This window comes from Streptomyces sp. TBY4 (assembly GCF_024213195.1).
Classification (GTDB): Bacteria; Actinomycetota; Actinomycetes; order Streptomycetales; family Streptomycetaceae; genus Streptomyces.
Window position 1 is genome coordinate 234,673 of record NZ_JANAVF010000010.1, and the last position, 18,165, is coordinate 252,837.

Genomic DNA, 18,165 nt, shown 5'->3' on the forward strand with positions numbered 1-18,165 from the left:
TCCAGCCCGACGGTCGCACTGACCTGCGACTGCGCGCGGGCTGTTCGAGGGAGGACTCTGGCACTGCGCCGACGGCAGTGCAGGGCGCCATGCGTCGGGCGCGGGGAATTCACCAAGATCCGCGCCAGAACCACCCGCCCGGCGCAAGCCGGTCACCGGCGTTGAGGCCCGAGCAGGCTCACCCTTCGGCTGCGGCGCGCTGGTGTTCCTCGCGGTGGGCGAGTACGTCGGCCATGTGGGCCTCGGCCCAGTCCTTGAGGCCGGCCATCACACGGTTCAGGGACACGCCGAGTTCGGTCAGCTCGTACGTGACGGTGACGGGCACGGTGGGCGTGACGGTCCGGGTCACCAGGCCGTCGCCCTCCAGGGAGCGCAGGGTCTGGGTGAGCATCTTCTGGCTGGCGCCCGCGAGCCGGCGGGACAGCTCGGAGTAGCGCATCGGCCGGGGCCCGTCCCCGTGGTCGACCCCGGGGCGGTGCGGGCCGTCGCTGCCGAGCGCCGCGAGGATCAACGCGACCCATTTGTCCGAGATCCGCTCGAGCAGCTGGCGGCTGGGGCAGCCCGCCATGAACGCGTTGTAGCTCGTCTTCTCCTCGGCCCGTTTCTGCGCCGCCGTCCGCGTCGACATCGATCGCTCCCCCCCCGCCGTGACCCCGCCCGAAACCCCACCCGAGGTGGGCTTACGCACTTTCAAGTGCCTGCTTCCGCACCGAGGTTAACGAATCCAGCATGGAGTCAGGAAGTGATCAACCCCATCGCAGAGGAGCAAGGCCATGAGTGCCGCTACTTTCCGCACCGCCGTCGTCCGCACCCCGAACGGGCCCGACTCGATCGAGATCATCGACGTGCCCGTCGCCGAGCCCGGCCCCGGCCAGATCCGCGTGGCCATCGCCGCCGCGACGGTCAACCCCACCGACCTCGGCGTCGCAGCGGGCTTCTTCCACGCGATCGGGCTGGTACAGCAGCCCGAACACACCGGTCTGGGCTGGGAGTTCTCCGGCGTTGTGGACGCGGCCGGGCCGGGCGTCGACCTGGTCCCCGGCACCCGGGTGGCCGGCCTGGTGACCGGCTTCGACCGCGACTACGGCACCTACGCCGAGCAGATCGTGGTCGCGGCGGCCGACGTCGCCCCCGTCCCCGACGGGCTGGACCTGCTGGCCGCGACCACGGTCCCCCTCAACGGGCTGGCCGCCGCGCAGGTCGTCGACCTCCTCGGCGACGCGCCCGCCGGGGCCGCCCGGCTCCTGGTGACCGGCGCCGCGGGGGCGGTCGGAGCGAACGTCACCGTCCTCGCCCAGGAGCGCGGCTGGCAGGTCACCGGGCTCGCCCGCACCGGCGACGAGGAGTTCGTCCGCGGCCTCGGCGCCGAGTTCACCACGCACGCCGAGCCGCACTGGGACGCGGTCGCCGACCCCGCGCAACTGGGCGACCTGGCCCTCGGACTGGTCCGCGACGGCGGCGCCTACGTAGGCCTGCGGCCCGGCCTCGGTCCGTCAGCCGAACGCGGGATCTCGGTCACCGCCGTGGTCACCGCCTCCGACCGCACACGGCTGGCCGAGCTCCTCACCCGTACCGCCGAGGGCCAACTGCCGGCCCGCGTCCATGCGGTCGTCCCCCTGGACCGGGCCGCCGAGGCTCACCGGGTCACCGCCGAGGGCGGCCTCCGCGGCCGCTACATCATCTGCCCCTGACCAGCCGTGCCCCGCCCTGACCAGCCGTGCCCCGCCCTGCTGCCCCGCCCTGCCGTACGACACCCCCGGGAGACCCCACATGGCCACGAAGCACCTCGCCACCGCCCTCGCCGTCCTCAGCGGCCTCTTCCTCCTCTACACCGGAATCAGCTACCTGCTCGCACCGCAGGCGACGGCCGAAGGGTTCGGTCTGCCGACCTGGCCACAGGACCAGGGGGAGGGATTCCTGGCAGTCAAGGGCATGCGGGACATCGGCTTCGGACTGGTGATACTCGCGCTCCTGCTGACCGGCCAGCGCAAGGCCCTCGGGGTGGCGATGGCGGCCATGGCCGTCGTCCCGGTCGGCGACATGCTGATCGTGCTGAACGCAGGAGGCCCGGCGGCGACCGCGTACGGCGTCCACGGACTGGCTGCCGCGATGGTCGCCCTGACCGGGTTCCTGCTGCTGCGCAAGCAGCCGACAGCGGCGTGAGCCGGCCGCCGTCCGTTCAGAAGATCCAGGACTCGTCCAGGGCGCCCGGTGCGAAGTTCCGCGTAGAGGACGAGTCGTCCATGACGGACAGGCTCTGGAAGCCGTCGGCGTTCGATCCGTCCGTGACGTCGGCGTGAGCGGGGCCGGCCAGCGACAGGGCGGCGCCTGCGAGAGCAAGGGCGGCGAGGGTGCGCAAGGTGGGTTTCATACGCGGCACAACAGCCGGATGGCGCGATGCGTCACGCCCGACCTGTGGGCCGTCAGGGTGAGTTCCGGATCATCTGTCACACGCCTGTGACGCAGACCGGACCGTTCCACCCACACAAGATCACTATTTTTCCTTCTGCAGCCAGCAGCCCGAACTCGAAGGCCTCCACCGGAAGAGACCACGGCATACGGCTCTCCTCAACCCACCGCACAGCTCCCAGGAGTCGTCATGCGCACCACCCTCCGCGCCGCCACCAGCGCCCTCGCCCTCCTCGGCGCGGCGATCGCCGCCCCCGCCACGGCCTTCGCGGCCCCTTCCCCGGCCCAGCAGGGTTCCCCCGCGCGCACCCAGGTGGTCGCCGAGGAGTGCGTCAAGAGCAAGGTCATCCCGTCCCTGCACCCCGGCCTGACGGTCAAGCTGACCCATAGCGCCCACAGCGGTGCCAAGGCGCAGCTGCGCGACGCGAGCGGCAAGGTGCTCGGCACGGTGGACCAGTCCAAGCCGCTGGACCTGGCCAGGGGCCTGCGGATCGACGGAGTGCTGTCCGGCGCGCCCGTCTTCAAGCAGCGCACCCAGGGTGGCGACACGCCGTGGACCGCCACCGCGTTCCCGAAGCTGTCCAAGGACTGCGACACCGCGGGCAGCCTCTACTCCACGACGAAGTACGGCAGCCTGACCGTCAAGACCTACAAGGCCGGCCCGCAGCTCTTCAGCGCGCACATCGTCGAGAACGGCAAGCGCGTGGGCTTCCTGAACCCCGCGCCCAACGCCTACCAGGACGTGGTCAAGATCGGCCAGCGCTACGTCCGCCTCACCGTCGACGGCGAGATCCACAGCTGGACCGGTGCCACGACCGTCTCCCCGAAGCTCGGCGTCTACGAAGTGGCGGGCGGCACGAAGGTCCGCCTGGTGAAGAAGGACGGGCTGTACGGAGTCCAGATGACCTCGCGCGGGGCCTGGAGCAACTGGACCTACTTCGCCAAGGGCAAGTCCGTGATCCTCCAGTCGGACAACACCATCGTCGTGCTGAACGCGAACGGCACCCTCTCCAACTACGTCTACGGCATCGCCCGCCAGACCGCTCCGGTCTGGACCCGCGCCTGATCCACCCGCACCACCCCGTAGGGGGCCGCTCCGGCAGAAGCTCTGCCGGAGCGGCCCCCTTTCGGTCGCTGCTGCACCATGTGCGGATGCGCGGGGTCAGCGCGCGCGGACCCCGTCGATGGCGATCGCGAGCAGGAGGTCGGCCTCGGCGGGACCGTCGGCGTCCTGCTCGGTGGCCAGCGCGATGGCGCCGACGAGCTTCAGCAGCTGGGTGATGGTGATCCCGGGGCGGACCGCGTCTGCCGCCCGGGCGCGCGCGAGGAGGGCGTCCCCGGCACTGGTGATCATGTCGTGGCAGGTCTCGCCCAGGGCCGGGTCCGCCTCGCGCATCAGGGAGGCCCCCAGTCCCCGGTTGGCCACGGCGTGCGCGCTGACGGCGCGAAGCCACGTGTACAGGGCCTGACCGGGGTCGCGCTCGGAGGCGGGGTCGGGTCCGTCGAGAAGAGCGCCGGCCTTCGCGCAGAGAACCTCCACCCGGTCCTTGAAGACCGCTTCCAGGAGTGCCTGGCGGGAGGGGAAGTGGCGGTGGAGGGTGGCCGAGCCGACCCCGGCGCGGCGGGCGACCTCCTCCAAGGAGGCGTCGGCGCCGTTCTCGGCGATCAGGGCCCCGGCGGCGGCCACGATCTTCTCCAGATTGCGGCGTGCGTCGGCGCGCATCGGCCGACCGGGCGGAACGGCGGTGGCGGCGGCGTCCTTGGGCACGGGCACTCCTGACGGGTTGAAAAACGGGGTGGCCCTCCATATCTTAGCGAACAAGAAACGGAGGGCCACCCCACTTAGGGGATGGCTCCTCTTCCGCATGGACGCGATCGATGGAGAAGAACATGAACCTCACGCAGAAGACCGTCGTCGTGGTCGGAGCGACCGGCCTGCAGGGCGGCGCCGTGACGCGGCACCTGCTCCGCGGCGGCTGGCAGGTGCGCGCCCTGACGCGCGACCCGGACGGTGCGCGGGCCGTGGAGCTGGAAGAGGCCGGAGCGCAGGTGGTGCGGGCGCGGATGGAGGACGTCGGCTCGCTGGCCGCCGCGGCCGAGGGGGCCTGGGGCCTGTTCAGCGTCCAGCCCACCATCGGCTCGCCCGGCACCGCGCCGGACTTCAGCGCCGAGGACGAGGTGCGCTGGGGGGTGAACGTCGCCGAGGCCGCGCACGCCGCAGGCATCGGCCACTTCGTCTTCACCTCGGTCGACGGAGCGGGCCGGCACCTTGAGGAGAAGCTGCCGGTGAACCTGGTCAGCAAGTGGCGGATCGAGCAGCACATCGCCGCGCTCGGCCTCCCCGCGACGATCCTCAGGCCGGTGTCCTTCATGGAGAACTTCACCACCGGATACGCGCTGCGCGACGGCAGTCTGTCCACCGGACTCGCCCCGGAAGTCCCGCAGCGGATCATGGCCGTCGACGATGTCGGCGCCGTGGCGGCGCTGGCGTTCTCGCGGCCGAAGGAGTGGATCGGGCGGACGGTTCCCCTGGCGGGGGACGAACTCACGCCGGTCGAGATTGCCGCTGCCATCGGGAAGGCGATCGGCGCACCGCTGCCCTACGTCCAGGTCCCGATCGACGCGATCCGGGCCCTGAGCGAGGACTTCGCCTACGCCAACGTGTGGCTCAACACCCTTGGCTACCGCGCCGACATCGCCGCCACCCGGGAGATCCACCCCGCCGCGATGGACCTCGGCACTTGGCTGGAGCGAGGCGGTGCGGCCCGGATCGCCGCGTTCCTGGACTCCGCCCGCACCACCGGTCAGAGCGCGTGAGCGCCCGCCCCCACCACCGCGATCACCACCACAACCTCGGGCGCATCGGGATCTGGGCGGGAGACTTCGACCGTCTCCCCGCACCCGCGCTCCGTGAGGCCGCCGCCGTGATCGAGGGCCTCGGCTACGGCACCCTGTGGTTTCCCGAGCTCGCGGGACGGGAAGCCGTGGCCCAGGCGGCGATCCTCCTGTCGGCGACCCGGCACATCACCGTGGCCGCCGGCATGACCGACATCTACGCCCGCGACCCGATCACGACCGCCGCCGCGCAGCGCACCCTCCAGGAGGCGTTCCCCGGACGGTTCCTGCTCGGCCTGTGGGAAAGCCATCCCAGCCTGGCCGAAGGAGTCCGCGGCCACCGCCACGGCCCGCCTCTGGCCACCATGCGCTCCTATCTCGACGCGCTGGACACCGCCCCGTTCGGACCGCCCGGCGCGGTTGCGTCGCCGCACCGCGTACTCGCCGCCCTGGATCCCGGCATGCTCGCCCTCGCGGGCGAACGCGCCCGGGGTGCGATGCTGCTGGGCATGCCCGTCGAGTACACCCGGACCGCCAGAACCGTTCTCGCGGACGCCGGCCTCCTGGCCGTCACCCAGCTGTGCGTGCTCACCCACGACCGCACCGCCACCGCCGACCTGGCCCGCACTACGGCCGGGGCGGCTCTGCCGAACCGCCGCGAGCTGCTGCGCGGACTCGGCTACGGGAACCCGGAGACGCTCGACGACCGGCTGGTCGATGCGCTGGTCGCCCACGGCGGTGCCGAGGACATCGCCCACCGCGTCCAAGAGCACCTCGACGCCGGAGCCGACCATGTCAGCCTCCACCTCATGACCACCACACCCGACTCCCCGCCCACCCGGCAATGGGAACAACTCGCCCTGCACCTCCCCGTCTGACGAGCCGTCGGTCATCACCCCGCCCGACCGAAATGGTCGCCCGTCCGGGCGCCCTCTGTCCTGTGCTGGACATGTCGCGTCCAGGACACCCGAGAACCCTGGTTCACCCCCTTCACCTGCGGCAACCTTGATCACGTCAGCAGGAAACGCCGCACAACTCCGGGGGAATCCAGTCATGTTCAGCCGCCTCGAGGCCGCCACGTCCATCACCGTCACGGCCACGCACACCACCGGTGCGGACGACAGACGCCCGGCGGCCGACAGCTGATCACCGGGCCATGATCGGGCGGGATGAGGGTCCGCGAGTCACCGACGGGTGATCGCACCGGCCCGGCCGGAAACACCTTCCCGCACCAGTGATCGTTGCGCCTGTTCTCCCCGCCGCCCCCGCGGCCACGGCACCTGCTCGCCCCCGGCGCGGTCCCGCCCCAAGGGGACGCACCCCCGGCCCTACGACTTCCCTTACGCCGTACCCCCGCGCTCGCGCCGTCGGCTTCGCCCGCCCCTCGCCTTCGCCTGCGCGCCCAGAAGCTACGCCCTTACCCCTCATCCCCTTCCCCCTTTTCTTCCATGGAGTGACCAGTGAAGAGATCCATGCGGGTCGTGCTCGCCGCTTCGGCAGTAGCCGCCGTTCTCACTGCGATACCGGTCGGTTTCAACCCCGTGTCCAGCGCCGGTCCGGCGTTCGCCGCCGAGACCGGGGCGATCGACGCACCGCTGTACGAGGAGACCCAGGACGGCGGCACCGTCCGCGTCAACGTGCTCCTCGATGCCCAGTCGGAACTCTCCTCGGCCTCCGAAGCGGGCGAGGTCCTCGTCTCCTACGAGACCCTGCCGATGGTCACGCTGCGCGTGGACCGGGCGGGCCTGGACTCGCTGAGCACGATGCCGGGTGTCGTCAGCGTGACCGAGGACATCCCGGAGGCGCCGACGCTGAACGAGTCCACCGCCATGATCGGCAGCGACGTGGCAGTCGCCGCCGGGAAGGACGGCGCGGGCAGCGCGATCGCGATCCTCGACACCGGTGTCGCCACCAACCACCCCTTCCTCGCCGGCCGGGTCAAGGCCGAGGCCTGCTTCTCCGTCGTCGACGAGGCCTACGGTGCCACCAGCCTGTGCCCCGACGGCATGACCGAGCAGGAAGGCACCGGCAGCGCCGACGCCGACAGCGGCCCCTGCACCACCGTCGGCGCCGGCTGCTCCCACGGCACCCACGTCGCGGGCATCGCCGCGGGCAACGGAGCCGGCGTGGCCGGAGCCCCGGCACGAGGTGTCGCGCCCGGCGCGGACATCATCGCCATGCAGATCTTCTCCAAGATCACCTCCGATACCCGGTGCGGCACGACCCCCAGCCCCTGCGTCCTGAGCTTCCCCAGCGCGCAGATCAAGGCCCTGGAAAAGGTCTCGGCCCTCAAGAGCGCCGGGACCAACATCATCGCGGCCAACATGTCGCTGGGCGGCGGCTTCTGGGCGGCGGCGTGCAACGCGGATGCACGTAAGCCGATCATCGACACCCTCTTCGCCCAGGGTGTGGCCACCGTCGTCGCGGCCGGTAACAACGGCTGGACGAACGCCGTCAACTCCCCGGGCTGCGTGCCCTCGGCCCTGACCGTCGGCTCGACGACGGACGACGACCAGCTCTCCACCTTCACCAACCGCGGCCCGCTCCTGGACATCCTCGCCCCGGGTACAGCCATCACCTCCTCCGTCCCGGGCGGCGGCTTCGCGTCCAAGAACGGCACCTCGATGGCCGCGCCGCACGTGGCCGGCGCCCTCGCGATCCTGCGCCAGGCCCACCCCGGCAAGACCCTCGCCGAGCTGGAGACCCTCCTGAAGGAGGGCGGCACGCCCATCACCTACAACGGTGCGGTCACCCCCCGCCTCAAGGTGGAGATCTCGTCGACCCCGACCCCGACCCCGACGCCGACCCCGACGCCGACCCCGACTCCGACGCCCACGCCTACGCCCACCCCCACCCCGACGCCCACCCCGACTCCGACGCCCACCCCCACCCCCACCCCGACCCCGACTCCGACGCCCACCCCGACCCCGACGCCCGCCACCCCCGGCGACATGTCCGGAGACCGGAAGCCGGACCTCGTCGCGGTCGACAGCGCCGGCAAGCTGCTCCTGTACCCCGGCATGGGCACGGGTGCCCTCGGAGCGCACACCATCATCGGCACCGGCGGCTGGACGGGAGCGTCCGTGACGCACCGCGGCGACTGGACCGGTGACGCCAAGGAGGACATCGTCGCCCGCGTCGGCTCCGAGCTGCGCGTCTACCCCAACCGCGGCGACGGCACGCTCGGCGCGCCGATCAAGATCGGCACCGGCCTGCCCACCACCGCCCAGGTCGTCGGCGCCGGCGATGTCACGAAGGACGGCCACCCCGACCTCGTCGTCCAGCACTCCAACAAGCTGTACCTGTACGCGGGCAAGTCGGGCCCCGCGCCGTCCGTCGCCGCCCCCGTCGGCATCGGTACCTCCGGCTGGGACGTCATGGACATCAGCGCCCCCGGTGACGCGGACAACGACGGCCACGTCGACCTGCTGGCCCGCGACACCCGGGACGGCATTCTGTACCACTACCTCGGCCAGCCCGACAACCGGACCTTCAGCGACCGCACCGAGTACGGCCGCGGGTACACCACCGACTTCCGGCCGCTGATCGCCGGCGCTGCCGACGCCAACGGTGACGGCACCGCCGACATGTGGGCGACCGTGGACGACGGCACCCTGAGGTTCTACAAGGGCGGCAGCTCGATCCACGGCCCGGTCGACGGACCGAGCATCCAGGTCGGCACCGGCGGCTGGGGCTCCATCAAGTCCATCAGCTGACCCTGCCCCTCCCGTCCGACCTCAGCGCGGGGCCCTCCACCGAACCAGGTGGAGGGCCCCGCGCTCGTACAGGGCCGAGGCCTCCACCACGGGGAGGATCCAGGGGGAGAGCGGCGGGCATTCAATGGACTGGCACGCGGTGCGACGGCGCGACCGCGTCCCCCGATGCGCTCGGCTGCGGCTACCAGGAACTTGGCCAGTGCTCCGCCCTTTAGGGCGGGGGTGAAGGCCATCCTTGGGCCGGAGGCGCGGAGCGCCGGAGTGCTCTGTGCCTCCGTCGTAAGGGTCGGTTAGAGCGGGCGGTTCTGCTGCTCGATGTACTGACGGACTATCGACAGCGGGGCCCCGCCCACCGACCCGGCGAAGTAGGAGCCGGACCACAGGCGCTGTGCCCGCCAGTAGTGCCGGACCAGCTCGGGGTACTCCTGGCGGAGCCTGCGCGAGCTGACGCCCTTGAGCGAGCTGACCAGCTTGGACAGGGCCACCTTCGGTGGGAAGTTCACCAGGAGGTGGACGTGGTTGTTCTCGCCGTTGAACTCGACCAGTTCACATTCGAAGTCCTCGCAGACGTCCCGCATGATCTTTGCCTACCTGTACGAATGTTCTGTATCTCGGCCATAAACCGACTGTCGTAGCGTGATCGACATGCAGCTTCGGTACTCCTTCCGCCTCTACCCGAACGGGCCTCAGCGCAGTGCGCTGGCCCGTGCGTTCGGGTGTGCGCGGGTGGTCTACAACGACGCCCTTCGGGCCCGTGAGACCGCCCGCGCCGGCGGCGAGGCGTTCCCGAAGACCGGGGACCTGTCGAAGCTGCTGATCACCGAGGCGAAGAAGACAGAGGAACGCGCCTGGCTCGGCGAGGTCTCCGCCGTCGTCCTGCAACAGTCCCTCCGGGACCTGGACACCGCCTACAAGAACTTCTTCGACGGTCTCAAGGGCAAGCGCCCGCGCATGGGCGCACCCCGGTTCAAGAGCCGCAAGGACAACCGGCAGGCCGTCCGCTTCACCGCCAACGCCCGCTGGAAGATCACCATCGGCGGAGACCTCTCGCTCCCGAAGATCGGCGACGTGCGGGTGAAGCGGTCCCGCAGCCTGCCGTCCACGCCGTCCACGGTGACCGTGATCAAGGACGCAGCAGGCCGGTACTTCGCCAGCTTCGTCGTGGAGACCGAGCCCGAGGCCCTGCCGGAGACGGACGCCGTAGTCGGCATCGACCTCGGGCTGACGCACTTCGCGATCCTCTCGGATGGCAAGAAGATCGACAGCCCCCGCTTCCTGCGCCGGGCGGAGAAGAAGCTCAAGCGGGAACAGCAGCGCCTGGTCCGTAAGGCGAAGGGCAGCAGCAACCGGACCAAGGCCCGTATCAAGGTCGCCCGCGCTCACGCACGGGTGGCCGACGCGCGGCGCGAGTTCCACCACCAGCTCTCCACACAGATCATTCGCGACAACCAAGCGGTGGCAGTGGAAGACCTGGCGGTCAAGGGACTCGCCCGCACGCGCATGGCCAAGTCCGTCCACGACGCCGGATGGTCGGCGTTCGTCACGATGCTGGAGTACAAGGCCGCAATGTACGGGCGGCAGTTCCTCCGCATCGGACGGTTCGAGCCGACCTCTCAGGTCTGCTCCGCGTGCGGCGTCAAGGACGGTCCCAAGCCCCTCGACATCCGCATGTGGGAATGCGGGGCGTGCGGGTCCGTCCTTGACCGGGACATCAACGCTGCGGTCAACGTCGCCAAGGCCGCCGGACTGGCGGTATCAGCCTGTCGAGCGCGGGTAAGACCGGGAGCGATCCCGGCGCAGCGCGGAGAAGCAGGAACCCACCGAGACGGTCAGCCGACCGTGGTAGGAATCCCCTCCCTTCACGTCGAAGATCTGGTCCGAGATGCTCGTGGCCCCGCACATCGCCGCCGCGGCGGCCCGCACCGGGCACGTTCCCTGGTCCCACCCCCACACCACCTGGGCGGACCCGCTCACTTACGAAGGCGGCCCCGGCTTCGTCCGGGAGCCGCGCGAGGAGCTCTTCCTCCTGGCCGTGGGGAACTTCGTCTCCCAGCGGACCTTCTACGAGAGCGGCCCGGACCGCGACGAACGGTACACCCGCCTCGTGGGGGAACTCGCCCTGGAGGATCCCGCATGGACGGCCGGCCTGCTGCGCTGGCTCCGGGGCGAGGGAAACATGCGCACGGCCTCCCTGACGGGCGCGGCGGCGTACGTCAGGGCGCGGCTCGCCGCCGGCTCCTGCGCGGGGCCGTCCAACCGGTCCGTCATCGACTCCGTGCTCCAACGCGCCGACGAACCGGGTGAGTTGCTCGCCCACTGGATCTCGGCCTACGGGCGGAGCATCCCGCAGCCCGTGAAACGGGGCATCGCCGACGCCGTCCGGAGGCTGTACTCCTCCCGCTCCCTGCTGAAGTACGACACCGCCTCCAAGGCCTTCCGTTTCAGCGACGTCCTCAACCTCGTCCACGCGACGCCCGACCCGGCCAAACCCTGGCAGGGCGAGCTGTTCCGGCACGCCCTGGATCGCCGGCACCACCCGCAGGACGCGGCTCCGCCCCCCCGGCGACCGTCGAACGCCGAAGAGGTCGCCCGGTCCCGGCAGTTCCCCTTCCGCTACCTGGCCGCCCGTCGCCACGCACCCTCGGCGCGCTGGTCGGCGCCGCTGGAGCTGGCGCTGAGCCACTCGCTGGGCAACGTACCGGCCCTGAACGGCCGGACCCTGATCCTGGTGGACCGGTCGGGGTCGATGTTCTTCGACACCGTCTCGGAGCGGTCCACCCTCACCCGGGCGGACGCCGCGGCCGTCTTCGGGACGGCGCTGGCGATGCGCGCCGAGGAGGCGGACCTGGTGGAGTACGGATGGTCGAGCGCGCAGGTTCCGTACCGGTCCGGGGAGCCGGTGCTCGACGTACTCGAAAGGTTCAGGAACCTCGGGGGCACCGACACCACCAAGGCGGTCCGCGCCCATTACCAGGGCCACGACAGGGTCCTGATCGTCACCGACGAGCAGACGCTCCCGAGCCGCCGCGGCCTGGCGGAACCGGTCCCCGCGGACATCCCGGTCTACACCTGGAACCTGGCGGGGTACCAGCCCGCCCACGGCCCCGGCGGCCCAAACCGGCACACCTTCGGCGGCCCGGAAGCGGAGCGAATGCGAAAGGCGGGAATTCCCGCTCAAATAAAAATGAAAAAGCGATTCATCCGAAAGTCGGAGGGTTGATATTGCTTCTGGCGTGTCGCGGTGAATCAAATATGGGCGGGAAATGCCCTTATTGTGTGTGAATGATCTCGCTCAAGGGTTTCTCGCTGGTGGGACCGGAGGGGCCGGTATTCGGTCCCATCGACGCCGAGATCCGAAAGGGTCAGCTGGTCGCTGTCGTGGGCCCGGGAGGTTCCGGCCGGTCCAGCCTCCTGATGGTCCTGGCCGGCCGGCTGAAGGGGGGCCGGGGCGAGGGCCCGGGAGCCGATGCGCGCGACATCACCTCCCTGGCCCGGATCACCGGTGTGGTGGAGACCGACGCGTACCGCAAGGTGGGCCAACTCCTACGGGACCAGGGCCTGAGCGGCGAGCTCCCGGGTGACCAGGACCAGCGGTACAGCGAGTTGTCCGCGGCGGACAGGCTGCGGATCGACGTCGGGCTGGCCCTGGCCTCGGGCGCCGAGGCGGTCTTCGTGGACGACGTGGACGACGGCCTGGTCCCCGCGGACCTCGAACGGGCCTGGAGCTACCTGCGCGAGGTCGCCGGATCCGGTGTGGCCGTCGTGGCGAGCGCCTGCGCGGCTCCGTCCGACGTGGACGCCGTGATCGACCTCGGGCGGGGAGCGGCCGCATGAGCGCACTGAGGCTCGCCGCCGTCGAGCTCGCCCGGTTCACGACCGGGCCCCTGGTGCGCCGCCTGGTCCCCCTCGCCCTGGTGCTGCTGCCGACGCTCTACGGCGGGCTGTACCTGTGGTCCAACTGGGACCCGTACGGCAGGCTGAAGAACGTACCCGTGGCGGTCGTGAACCTGGACGAGCCGGTGACGGCGATGGGCAGGACCGTGGACGCGGGCAACAAGTTCGTCGAGGAACTGACCCAGGACCACACCCTGGGCTGGCGGTTCGTCAGCGAGGACGAGGCGCGGCGCGGCCTCGAGGACGGCACCTACTACTTCATCGTGACCGTGCCCCGGAACTTCAGCGCGGACCTGGCCAGCCCGCTCTCCCTGGAGCCCCGGCGCGCCCACCTCACCTTCACCCTGAACGACGCGCGCGGGTTCACCATCGGAAAGATGGGGGAGTCGGTCGAGCCGGAGCTGCAGCGCCGCGTCAACTCGGCGGCCTTCGCGGCCTACACCCAAGGCGTCCTGGGGAAGCTGCCGGAGCTGCACGACCAGATGGCCAAAGCGGCGGACGGCGCGGCGAAGCTCTCGACGGGCACGGGCACCGCGGTCGGTGGAGCCCAGAAGCTCGCCGACGGCATCACGCAGCTCTCCGACGGCTCGAAAACCCTGGCCGACGGCGCCGGGCAGGTGGCGGACGGCACCCAGCAGCTGGTCGACGCGGTCGACGAGGCCGTGGCGACCTTCGAGGGCGAGGTCGCGCACGTGGCCTCTGCCGTCCGGGAAGGAGCGGGTACGGCGGCCGCGACGGTGGAGGTGCTGACCCGGCTGGCGGACAAGGCGGTCGCCGACACCTCGGCCGTGCTGACGACGGTGAAGCAGCTGTGCGCCGCCGATCCGGGTCCGGTCTGCCGCGACGCGGTCCGGGCGGCGACCACCGCGCACCGGATCACGGTGAAGGTCTCCAAGGACCTGCACGAACTCCAGCGCCTGCTCACCAAGGCGGCCAACGTGCCGCCCACGCTCGACGCGCTCGCGAAACTGCTCGTCACGGGCGAGCACACCGTGCTCACGGTCGCGGACGACCTCACCCGGGCCACCACGAAGGCGGCCCGGGCGGCCGCCGCGGTCCACCGTCACGTCAAGCACAGGTGCGCCGGCGACCCGGGGCCGGTGTGCACCGGCCTCGTCGAGCTGACGAAGGAGGTGAAGCTCGCGGCCGAGTGGGTCAACACCGCCCAGCACCGGATCGACGCCGCCGTACGGCGCCTGGCGGGCATCGTCGACCAGGCCGCAGCCCGCCTTACCGAACTGCCGGGCACCATTGCCGAAGCCCAGTCACAGGTCCAGCTCCTCAACGACGGCGCACACAAGGTCGCGGACGGCGCGAACCAGCTCCGCGACAACCTGGGCAAGGCCGAGGACGGCGCGAACGAGCTGACGTCCGGCCTGGTCAAGCTCAAGACGGGCGCGAACGAGCTGGCGAGCGGGCTCGACGCGGGCGTGAAGAAGATCCCCTCGATCCGGCCGGCCCTGCGGGCCAAGATGGCCGACGTACTGTCCAACCCGGTGGAGATCCGCACCGACGTCGAGAACCCGGCCCACGTCAACGGCCGCGGCCTGGCCCCCTTCTTCTTCGGCATCGCCCTGTGGGTCCTCGGACTCCTCGGCTACCAGATCCTGCGCCCCTTCAACGCCAGGGCACTGGCCGGGGACCTGCCTTCGACGACCGTCGCCCTCGGGGGGTGGCTGCCGATCATGGGCATCGGAGCCCTCGCCGTCGGCGTCCTCTACTCCGCGGTCGACCTGGGCCTCGGCCTCGACCCCCTCCAGCCCGTCCACACCGTCGGCATCATGCTGCTGGGCGCGGCCGCGTTCACGGCGATCTCCTACGCCCTCAGGGCCGCCCTCGGCGTGGTCGGCGGACTGCTCTCCCTCGTGCTCCTGATGCTCCAGCTGACCTCGGGCGGCGGCACGTACCCGGTCCTGACCTCACCTCAGCCCTTCAAGTTCCTGCACCCGGTCCTGCCGATGTCCTACCTGATCGACGGCCTGCGCGTGTCGATCTCCGGCGGCAGGGAGCAGGACTTCTGGTACGACGTCCTGGTGCTGACGGGATACCTGGCGGGCGCACTCGCCCTGGCCGCCCTGGTCGCGCACAAGCAGCGCACCTGGACGTTCGGCAGGATGAAGCCGGCCGTGGAGATGTAGTGCTGCCGGTGCTGCCCCCACTGGGCGGACCTACTGGGCGGACCTACTGAGTGCAGCTGGTGATCGTGGGGTTCGAGGGATCGCAGTTGCCGGGGTTGTTGTTCGCGATGGTGCTGTGGTTGAGGGTGATGTTTCCGCCCTGGTTGTGGAGGCCGGCCGGGGCGTGGGCCGAGGTGTTGCGCGTGACACGGGAGTCGTTGAGCGTCGCGTCGCCCTGGTTGTGAATTCCGGCGCCGGTTCCCTGGGTGACCGCGTTCCCGTCGATGACGGTGTTGCGGGTCTGGAGCGTTCCGAAGTTGTAGATGCCGCCACCGGAGAAACTCGCGGTGTTGCCGCGGATGGCGGTTTGGACATTGATGGTGAGCGTGCCGAAGTTGGCGATGCCCCCGCCGGTTCTGGCGTTGTTGCTCTGGATCTGGGTGCTGGTGATGGTCGCGGAGGAACTGTTGGTGTGGATGGCGCCGCCCAGGCCCTGTGCTTCGTTGCCGGTGAGGATGCTCGCGGTCACGGTGAAGGGCGAGGAGATGCTGTTGTGCGCGATGGCTCCGCCGTTGCCGCCGGTGATGGGGCCGGTGGAGTTGCTGGTGAAGACGCTGAGGTCCACGCGTGTGGTGCCGCTGCTCAGGACCGCGCCGCCGTGGCCGGATTCGGTGCTGTTGTTCTTGAAGTAGGAACCCACGACGCGGAGGGTTCCATTGTTGTTGTTGACGGCGCCGCCGCCGTTTCCGGAGGTATTGCCGGTGAGGCGGACGTTGACAAGGGAAAGAAGGGTGTCGAATCCCAGCTGGACGGCCCCGCCCTGGGCGCTTCCCACGGCTTTGGCGTTGGTGAGGGCCAGGTCCCGGAGCGTCAGGTTCCCGCGGGTGGCAGGGGGGAGGTTGAAGAAGCGGAATTCGTTGTCGGTGTTCTCGTCGCGGGTGAGGGTGGCATTGCGCCCGTTGATGGTGATGGGGCTGGTGATCTGGGGGAGCGCGGCCTGGCCGGGGCCGGGGGACTGCTCGGTGAAGGTGTAGGTGCAGTCCTGCGCGAGGTTGAGGGTGTCGGGGGTGGTGGGGGTGCTGTTGGCGGTGGTGATGGCCTGGACGAGGGCGGCGGGGGAGCAGCCGACGCTGATGGTGGCGGCGTGAGCGGGGGTGGCCGCCAGGCCGGCGCAAGTGAGTGCGAATGCGGGCGTGGCGAGCAGGGCGGCGGCCTGGCGGGGGCGGCGCAGTGGCCTCATTCTCGGACTCCTATTTCGGGGGAGGCGCCGGGAGGCGATCCGCTCATTGTTTACATCAGATAAACATCCATCCTTTTCAGGACACACCGGGCATATGCGTGGAGCTCCCGCATGGGTCAAGCGGCCACGGCGCGGGTGCTGCTGGCCTGCGTACCGGTGGCCCGGGCCAGCGGCGGACCGCTCGCGTGGGCACTGCGGCCGGCGGTGAAATCAAGCGGGCTGCCGCCGGTGAGGAGTCTGAAGTCCCGGTTCAGGTGCGACTGGTCGAAGTAGCCGCAGAGATGGGCCACATGACTCAGTGATGCCGAGGTCTGCAGCAGGTGCAGGGCGTGCTGGAGCCTCATGATCCGGACGGCGGCCTTGGGCGTCAGGCCGATCTGTTCGCGGAAGCGCTGCTGGAGGCGTCGGGTGCTCCAGCCGGTGGCCTCCGCGAGCTCCTGCACGGTGGTGCGTCCTGTCCGTCGGTGCATGTGCCGCCAGACCTGACGGATTTCGGCGGCTCCGGCCGGGGGTTCGCCCACCCGGGCGGCCAGGGTGCGGTCGAGCTGGGCGAAGGCCCGGCACCAGGTGTCCGCGGCGGCCAGGCTCCGGTGGAGGCGGGCGAGCCAGGGGAGGGACAGCTGCTCGGGGACGACCACCGAGTCCGTGAGCTGGTGCATGGGCAGGCGGAACAAGGTGGCCGCCGTCCACGGGGCGAAGGCGATCTCGATGCCGTGGATCCCGCCGTGGTGCGTGCCCAGGCCCGCCTGCTGCTGCGGCCCGCTCAGCAGGGACGTGTGCTGGACGGGAGTGTGCTCCGGGCCGTGCAGCAGCGTCAGGGGTTCGGCGAACCCGAGAACGAGGTACACGCACCCGTCCGGGGTCTCCAGTCGCGCCCGCGCGCTGGGAGCTTCGATGCGGAACCCCCGGTAGCCGAGTACCCCGGGCAGACCGGGTGGTCCGGTGCGCCGGGCCACCTCCCAGCCGGGGCCGCTGCGTAAGTCGATGCCGGGACATGCGGGTGTCACGAGTTGCACGGGTCCCCCTGATGATCAGCGGTGTGGAGGTGCAAGGCGCGGCAGACGGCCGCGTGGTCAGCGGCCAGCCTGCCGCACCCGAGCCGGATGGCACCCCGTGATGACCGTCACGCAACGAGTGGCGGTCCGGTCCACGGCGGTCCGGTCCACCCGTCCGGTCCGAGGCGCACCAGGACTCTGCGGCGGCCCTCAGCGGTGACCCGGGCGCTTCGCGTTTTTCCAAGACGGTGCCGCGCGGTACCGGCATCGTCGTGCCCGGCTCACCCCCCAGCAGGGTCCCCGGATCCTGCCGACAGAAGGAGCACCTGTGAGGACCACTCGATTCACCACCGCAGCGGCGATCGCCCTCGCGCTGGCCGGCTGCCTGGCGACGGCCGGTCAGGCCACCGCGGGCACGGCGTCGGCATCCGGTGCGGGATTCGGTGCCCAGTCCCGCGCCGCCGGCCTCACCGCGGCCCAGTCCCGCACGCTGCAGGCGCAGGTCGACGCGCAGTTGGCCCAGGAGGGGGGCGCGCAAACCGCGGCGAACGAGGTGACGCTGGCCAACGGCACCGAGATCCTCCTGGTGCTGCCGGGCGAAACCTACGCCCGCGACCTCGACGGAACCGCCCCGCGTACGGCGAGCACGCTCGCGGCCCCGGCGAGCTGTGGCTCGTACACCTTCTGTGCCTACACCGGCGCGAACTTCACCGGTACCGTCAAGCGGCAGAGGCTGTGCAGCGAGACCATCGACGTCCGCACCTGGACGGGCACCGGCTCCTGGAGCAACAACCAGTCGTCCGGTACCCGGGCCAGGATGTACGGCAGCGCCGGAGAGCTCCGCTACACGACCCCGGGGGCCTACTCCGAGGACCGCAACGGCTCCTGGAACACGATCCACAAGATCGACGCCTGCTGACCCCCTCGCCCCGGCCCGTCCCGGGCGCGCGCGGATCCCG

Annotated in this window: 15 protein-coding genes and 2 pseudogenes; 11 read left to right on the top strand and 6 right to left on the bottom strand. The window is 70.8% G+C overall.

Features of this window, described 5'->3' with window-relative positions:
* Nucleotides 1–178: 178 nt before the first annotated feature.
* Nucleotides 179–628, bottom strand: a complete 450-nt coding sequence (locus tag NLX94_RS24295; RefSeq protein WP_254385139.1) for a helix-turn-helix domain-containing protein — start codon at nt 626–628, stop codon at nt 179–181.
* 145 nt (nt 629–773) lie between these two features.
* Between NLX94_RS24295 and NLX94_RS24300 the strand changes: the two genes are divergently transcribed.
* Nucleotides 774–1,691 (top strand): NADP-dependent oxidoreductase, encoded by a 918-nt coding sequence (locus tag NLX94_RS24300; RefSeq protein ID WP_254385140.1) that lies wholly within the window; start codon nt 774–776, stop codon nt 1,689–1,691.
* A gap of 79 nt (nt 1,692–1,770) precedes the next feature.
* The gene (locus tag NLX94_RS24305) at nt 1,771–2,163 is read left to right on the top strand and encodes a DUF4267 domain-containing protein (RefSeq protein ID WP_254385141.1); all 393 of its coding nucleotides are present in this window, start codon (nt 1,771–1,773) and stop codon (nt 2,161–2,163) included.
* 16 nt (nt 2,164–2,179) lie between these two features.
* Here the strand turns inward: NLX94_RS24305 and NLX94_RS24310 are convergent, their stop codons facing one another.
* Nucleotides 2,180–2,371 carry a hypothetical protein gene (locus NLX94_RS24310; RefSeq protein WP_254385142.1) on the bottom strand — a complete coding sequence of 64 codons (192 nt, stop codon included), beginning with the start codon at nt 2,369–2,371 and terminating at the stop codon, nt 2,180–2,182.
* 228 nt (nt 2,372–2,599) lie between these two features.
* Between NLX94_RS24310 and NLX94_RS24315 the strand changes: the two genes are divergently transcribed.
* The gene (locus tag NLX94_RS24315) at nt 2,600–3,475 is read left to right on the top strand and encodes a hypothetical protein (protein ID WP_254385143.1); all 876 of its coding nucleotides are present in this window, start codon (nt 2,600–2,602) and stop codon (nt 3,473–3,475) included.
* A 96-nt stretch (nt 3,476–3,571) separates the two neighbouring features.
* Here NLX94_RS24315 and NLX94_RS24320 read toward each other — a convergent pair whose 3' ends face one another.
* On the bottom strand, nt 3,572–4,177 hold the full coding sequence (locus NLX94_RS24320) for a helix-turn-helix domain-containing protein (RefSeq protein ID WP_308402508.1): 606 nt from the start codon (nt 4,175–4,177) through the stop codon (nt 3,572–3,574).
* Nucleotides 4,178–4,299: 122 nt separating this feature from the next.
* Between NLX94_RS24320 and NLX94_RS24325 the strand changes: the two genes are divergently transcribed.
* From NLX94_RS24325 to NLX94_RS24335, 3 genes are all read left to right on the top strand, one after another.
* Nucleotides 4,300–5,226: an NmrA/HSCARG family protein gene (locus NLX94_RS24325; protein ID WP_254385144.1), complete on the top strand. Its 927-nt coding sequence runs from the start codon at nt 4,300–4,302 to the stop codon at nt 5,224–5,226.
* Nucleotides 5,223–6,122, top strand: coding sequence for a TIGR03620 family F420-dependent LLM class oxidoreductase (locus NLX94_RS24330; protein ID WP_254385145.1), 900 nt, complete (start codon nt 5,223–5,225; stop codon nt 6,120–6,122). Before NLX94_RS24325 ends, NLX94_RS24330 begins: the two co-directional genes overlap by 4 nt.
* Nucleotides 6,123–6,704: 582 nt before the next feature.
* Nucleotides 6,705–8,960 carry a S8 family serine peptidase gene (locus NLX94_RS24335; protein WP_308402510.1) on the top strand — a complete coding sequence of 752 codons (2,256 nt, stop codon included), beginning with the start codon at nt 6,705–6,707 and terminating at the stop codon, nt 8,958–8,960.
* Nucleotides 8,961–9,250: 290 nt separating this feature from the next.
* Here the strand turns inward: NLX94_RS24335 and tnpA are convergent.
* Nucleotides 9,251–9,541: pseudogene (gene tnpA / locus NLX94_RS24340) on the bottom strand (IS200/IS605 family transposase); the annotation flags it as partial.
* A gap of 64 nt (nt 9,542–9,605) precedes the next feature.
* On the opposite strand from tnpA, the pseudogene NLX94_RS24345 reads away from it, so the two are divergent.
* The 4 genes and pseudogenes from NLX94_RS24345 to NLX94_RS24360 all read left to right on the top strand — a co-directional run.
* Nucleotides 9,606–10,808 (top strand): annotated as a pseudogene (locus tag NLX94_RS24345) (RNA-guided endonuclease InsQ/TnpB family protein); the annotation flags it as partial.
* Nucleotides 10,809–10,842: 34 nt separating this feature from the next.
* A complete protein-coding gene (locus NLX94_RS24350) occupies nt 10,843–12,180 on the top strand; it encodes a TROVE domain-containing protein (RefSeq protein WP_374684018.1) in 1,338 nt (445 codons plus the stop codon).
* Between the two features lie 62 nt (nt 12,181–12,242).
* Complete coding sequence (locus NLX94_RS24355; RefSeq protein WP_254385146.1) at nt 12,243–12,794, top strand: ABC transporter ATP-binding protein; 552 nt, start codon at nt 12,243–12,245, stop codon at nt 12,792–12,794.
* Nucleotides 12,791–14,992: a YhgE/Pip domain-containing protein gene (locus NLX94_RS24360; RefSeq protein ID WP_254385147.1), complete on the top strand. Its 2,202-nt coding sequence runs from the start codon at nt 12,791–12,793 to the stop codon at nt 14,990–14,992. The genes NLX94_RS24355 and NLX94_RS24360 overlap by 4 nt, the downstream gene beginning before the upstream one ends.
* 43 nt (nt 14,993–15,035) lie before the next feature.
* On the opposite strand, the gene NLX94_RS24365 is transcribed toward NLX94_RS24360, so the two are convergent.
* Both NLX94_RS24365 and NLX94_RS39425 read right to left on the bottom strand, forming a co-directional pair.
* Nucleotides 15,036–16,211, bottom strand: a complete 1,176-nt coding sequence (locus tag NLX94_RS24365) for a hypothetical protein (protein WP_254385148.1) — start codon at nt 16,209–16,211, stop codon at nt 15,036–15,038.
* 116 nt (nt 16,212–16,327) lie between these two features.
* Nucleotides 16,328–17,227, bottom strand: a complete 900-nt coding sequence (locus tag NLX94_RS39425) for a helix-turn-helix transcriptional regulator (protein ID WP_254385149.1) — start codon at nt 17,225–17,227, stop codon at nt 16,328–16,330.
* A gap of 307 nt (nt 17,228–17,534) precedes the next feature.
* Between NLX94_RS39425 and NLX94_RS24375 the strand changes: the two genes are divergently transcribed.
* Nucleotides 17,535–18,125 (top strand): hypothetical protein, encoded by a 591-nt coding sequence (locus NLX94_RS24375; RefSeq protein WP_254385150.1) that lies wholly within the window; start codon nt 17,535–17,537, stop codon nt 18,123–18,125.
* The last annotated feature ends 40 nt before the right edge of the window (nt 18,126–18,165 follow it).

Coding starts and splice junctions, on each gene's coding strand:
- NLX94_RS24295 (WP_254385139.1), bottom strand. CDS start 628: ATGTCGACGCGGACGGCGGCGCAGAAACGGGCCGAGGAGAAGACGAGC.
- NLX94_RS24300 (WP_254385140.1), top strand. CDS start 774: ATGAGTGCCGCTACTTTCCGCACCGCCGTCGTCCGCACCCCGAACGGG.
- NLX94_RS24305 (WP_254385141.1), top strand. CDS start 1,771: ATGGCCACGAAGCACCTCGCCACCGCCCTCGCCGTCCTCAGCGGCCTC.
- NLX94_RS24310 (WP_254385142.1), bottom strand. CDS start 2,371: ATGAAACCCACCTTGCGCACCCTCGCCGCCCTTGCTCTCGCAGGCGCC.
- NLX94_RS24315 (WP_254385143.1), top strand. CDS start 2,600: ATGCGCACCACCCTCCGCGCCGCCACCAGCGCCCTCGCCCTCCTCGGC.
- NLX94_RS24325 (WP_254385144.1), top strand. CDS start 4,300: ATGAACCTCACGCAGAAGACCGTCGTCGTGGTCGGAGCGACCGGCCTG.
- NLX94_RS24350 (WP_374684018.1), top strand. CDS start 10,843: ATGCTCGTGGCCCCGCACATCGCCGCCGCGGCGGCCCGCACCGGGCAC.
- NLX94_RS24355 (WP_254385146.1), top strand. CDS start 12,243: ATGATCTCGCTCAAGGGTTTCTCGCTGGTGGGACCGGAGGGGCCGGTA.
- NLX94_RS24360 (WP_254385147.1), top strand. CDS start 12,791: ATGAGCGCACTGAGGCTCGCCGCCGTCGAGCTCGCCCGGTTCACGACC.
- NLX94_RS24365 (WP_254385148.1), bottom strand. CDS start 16,211: ATGAGGCCACTGCGCCGCCCCCGCCAGGCCGCCGCCCTGCTCGCCACG.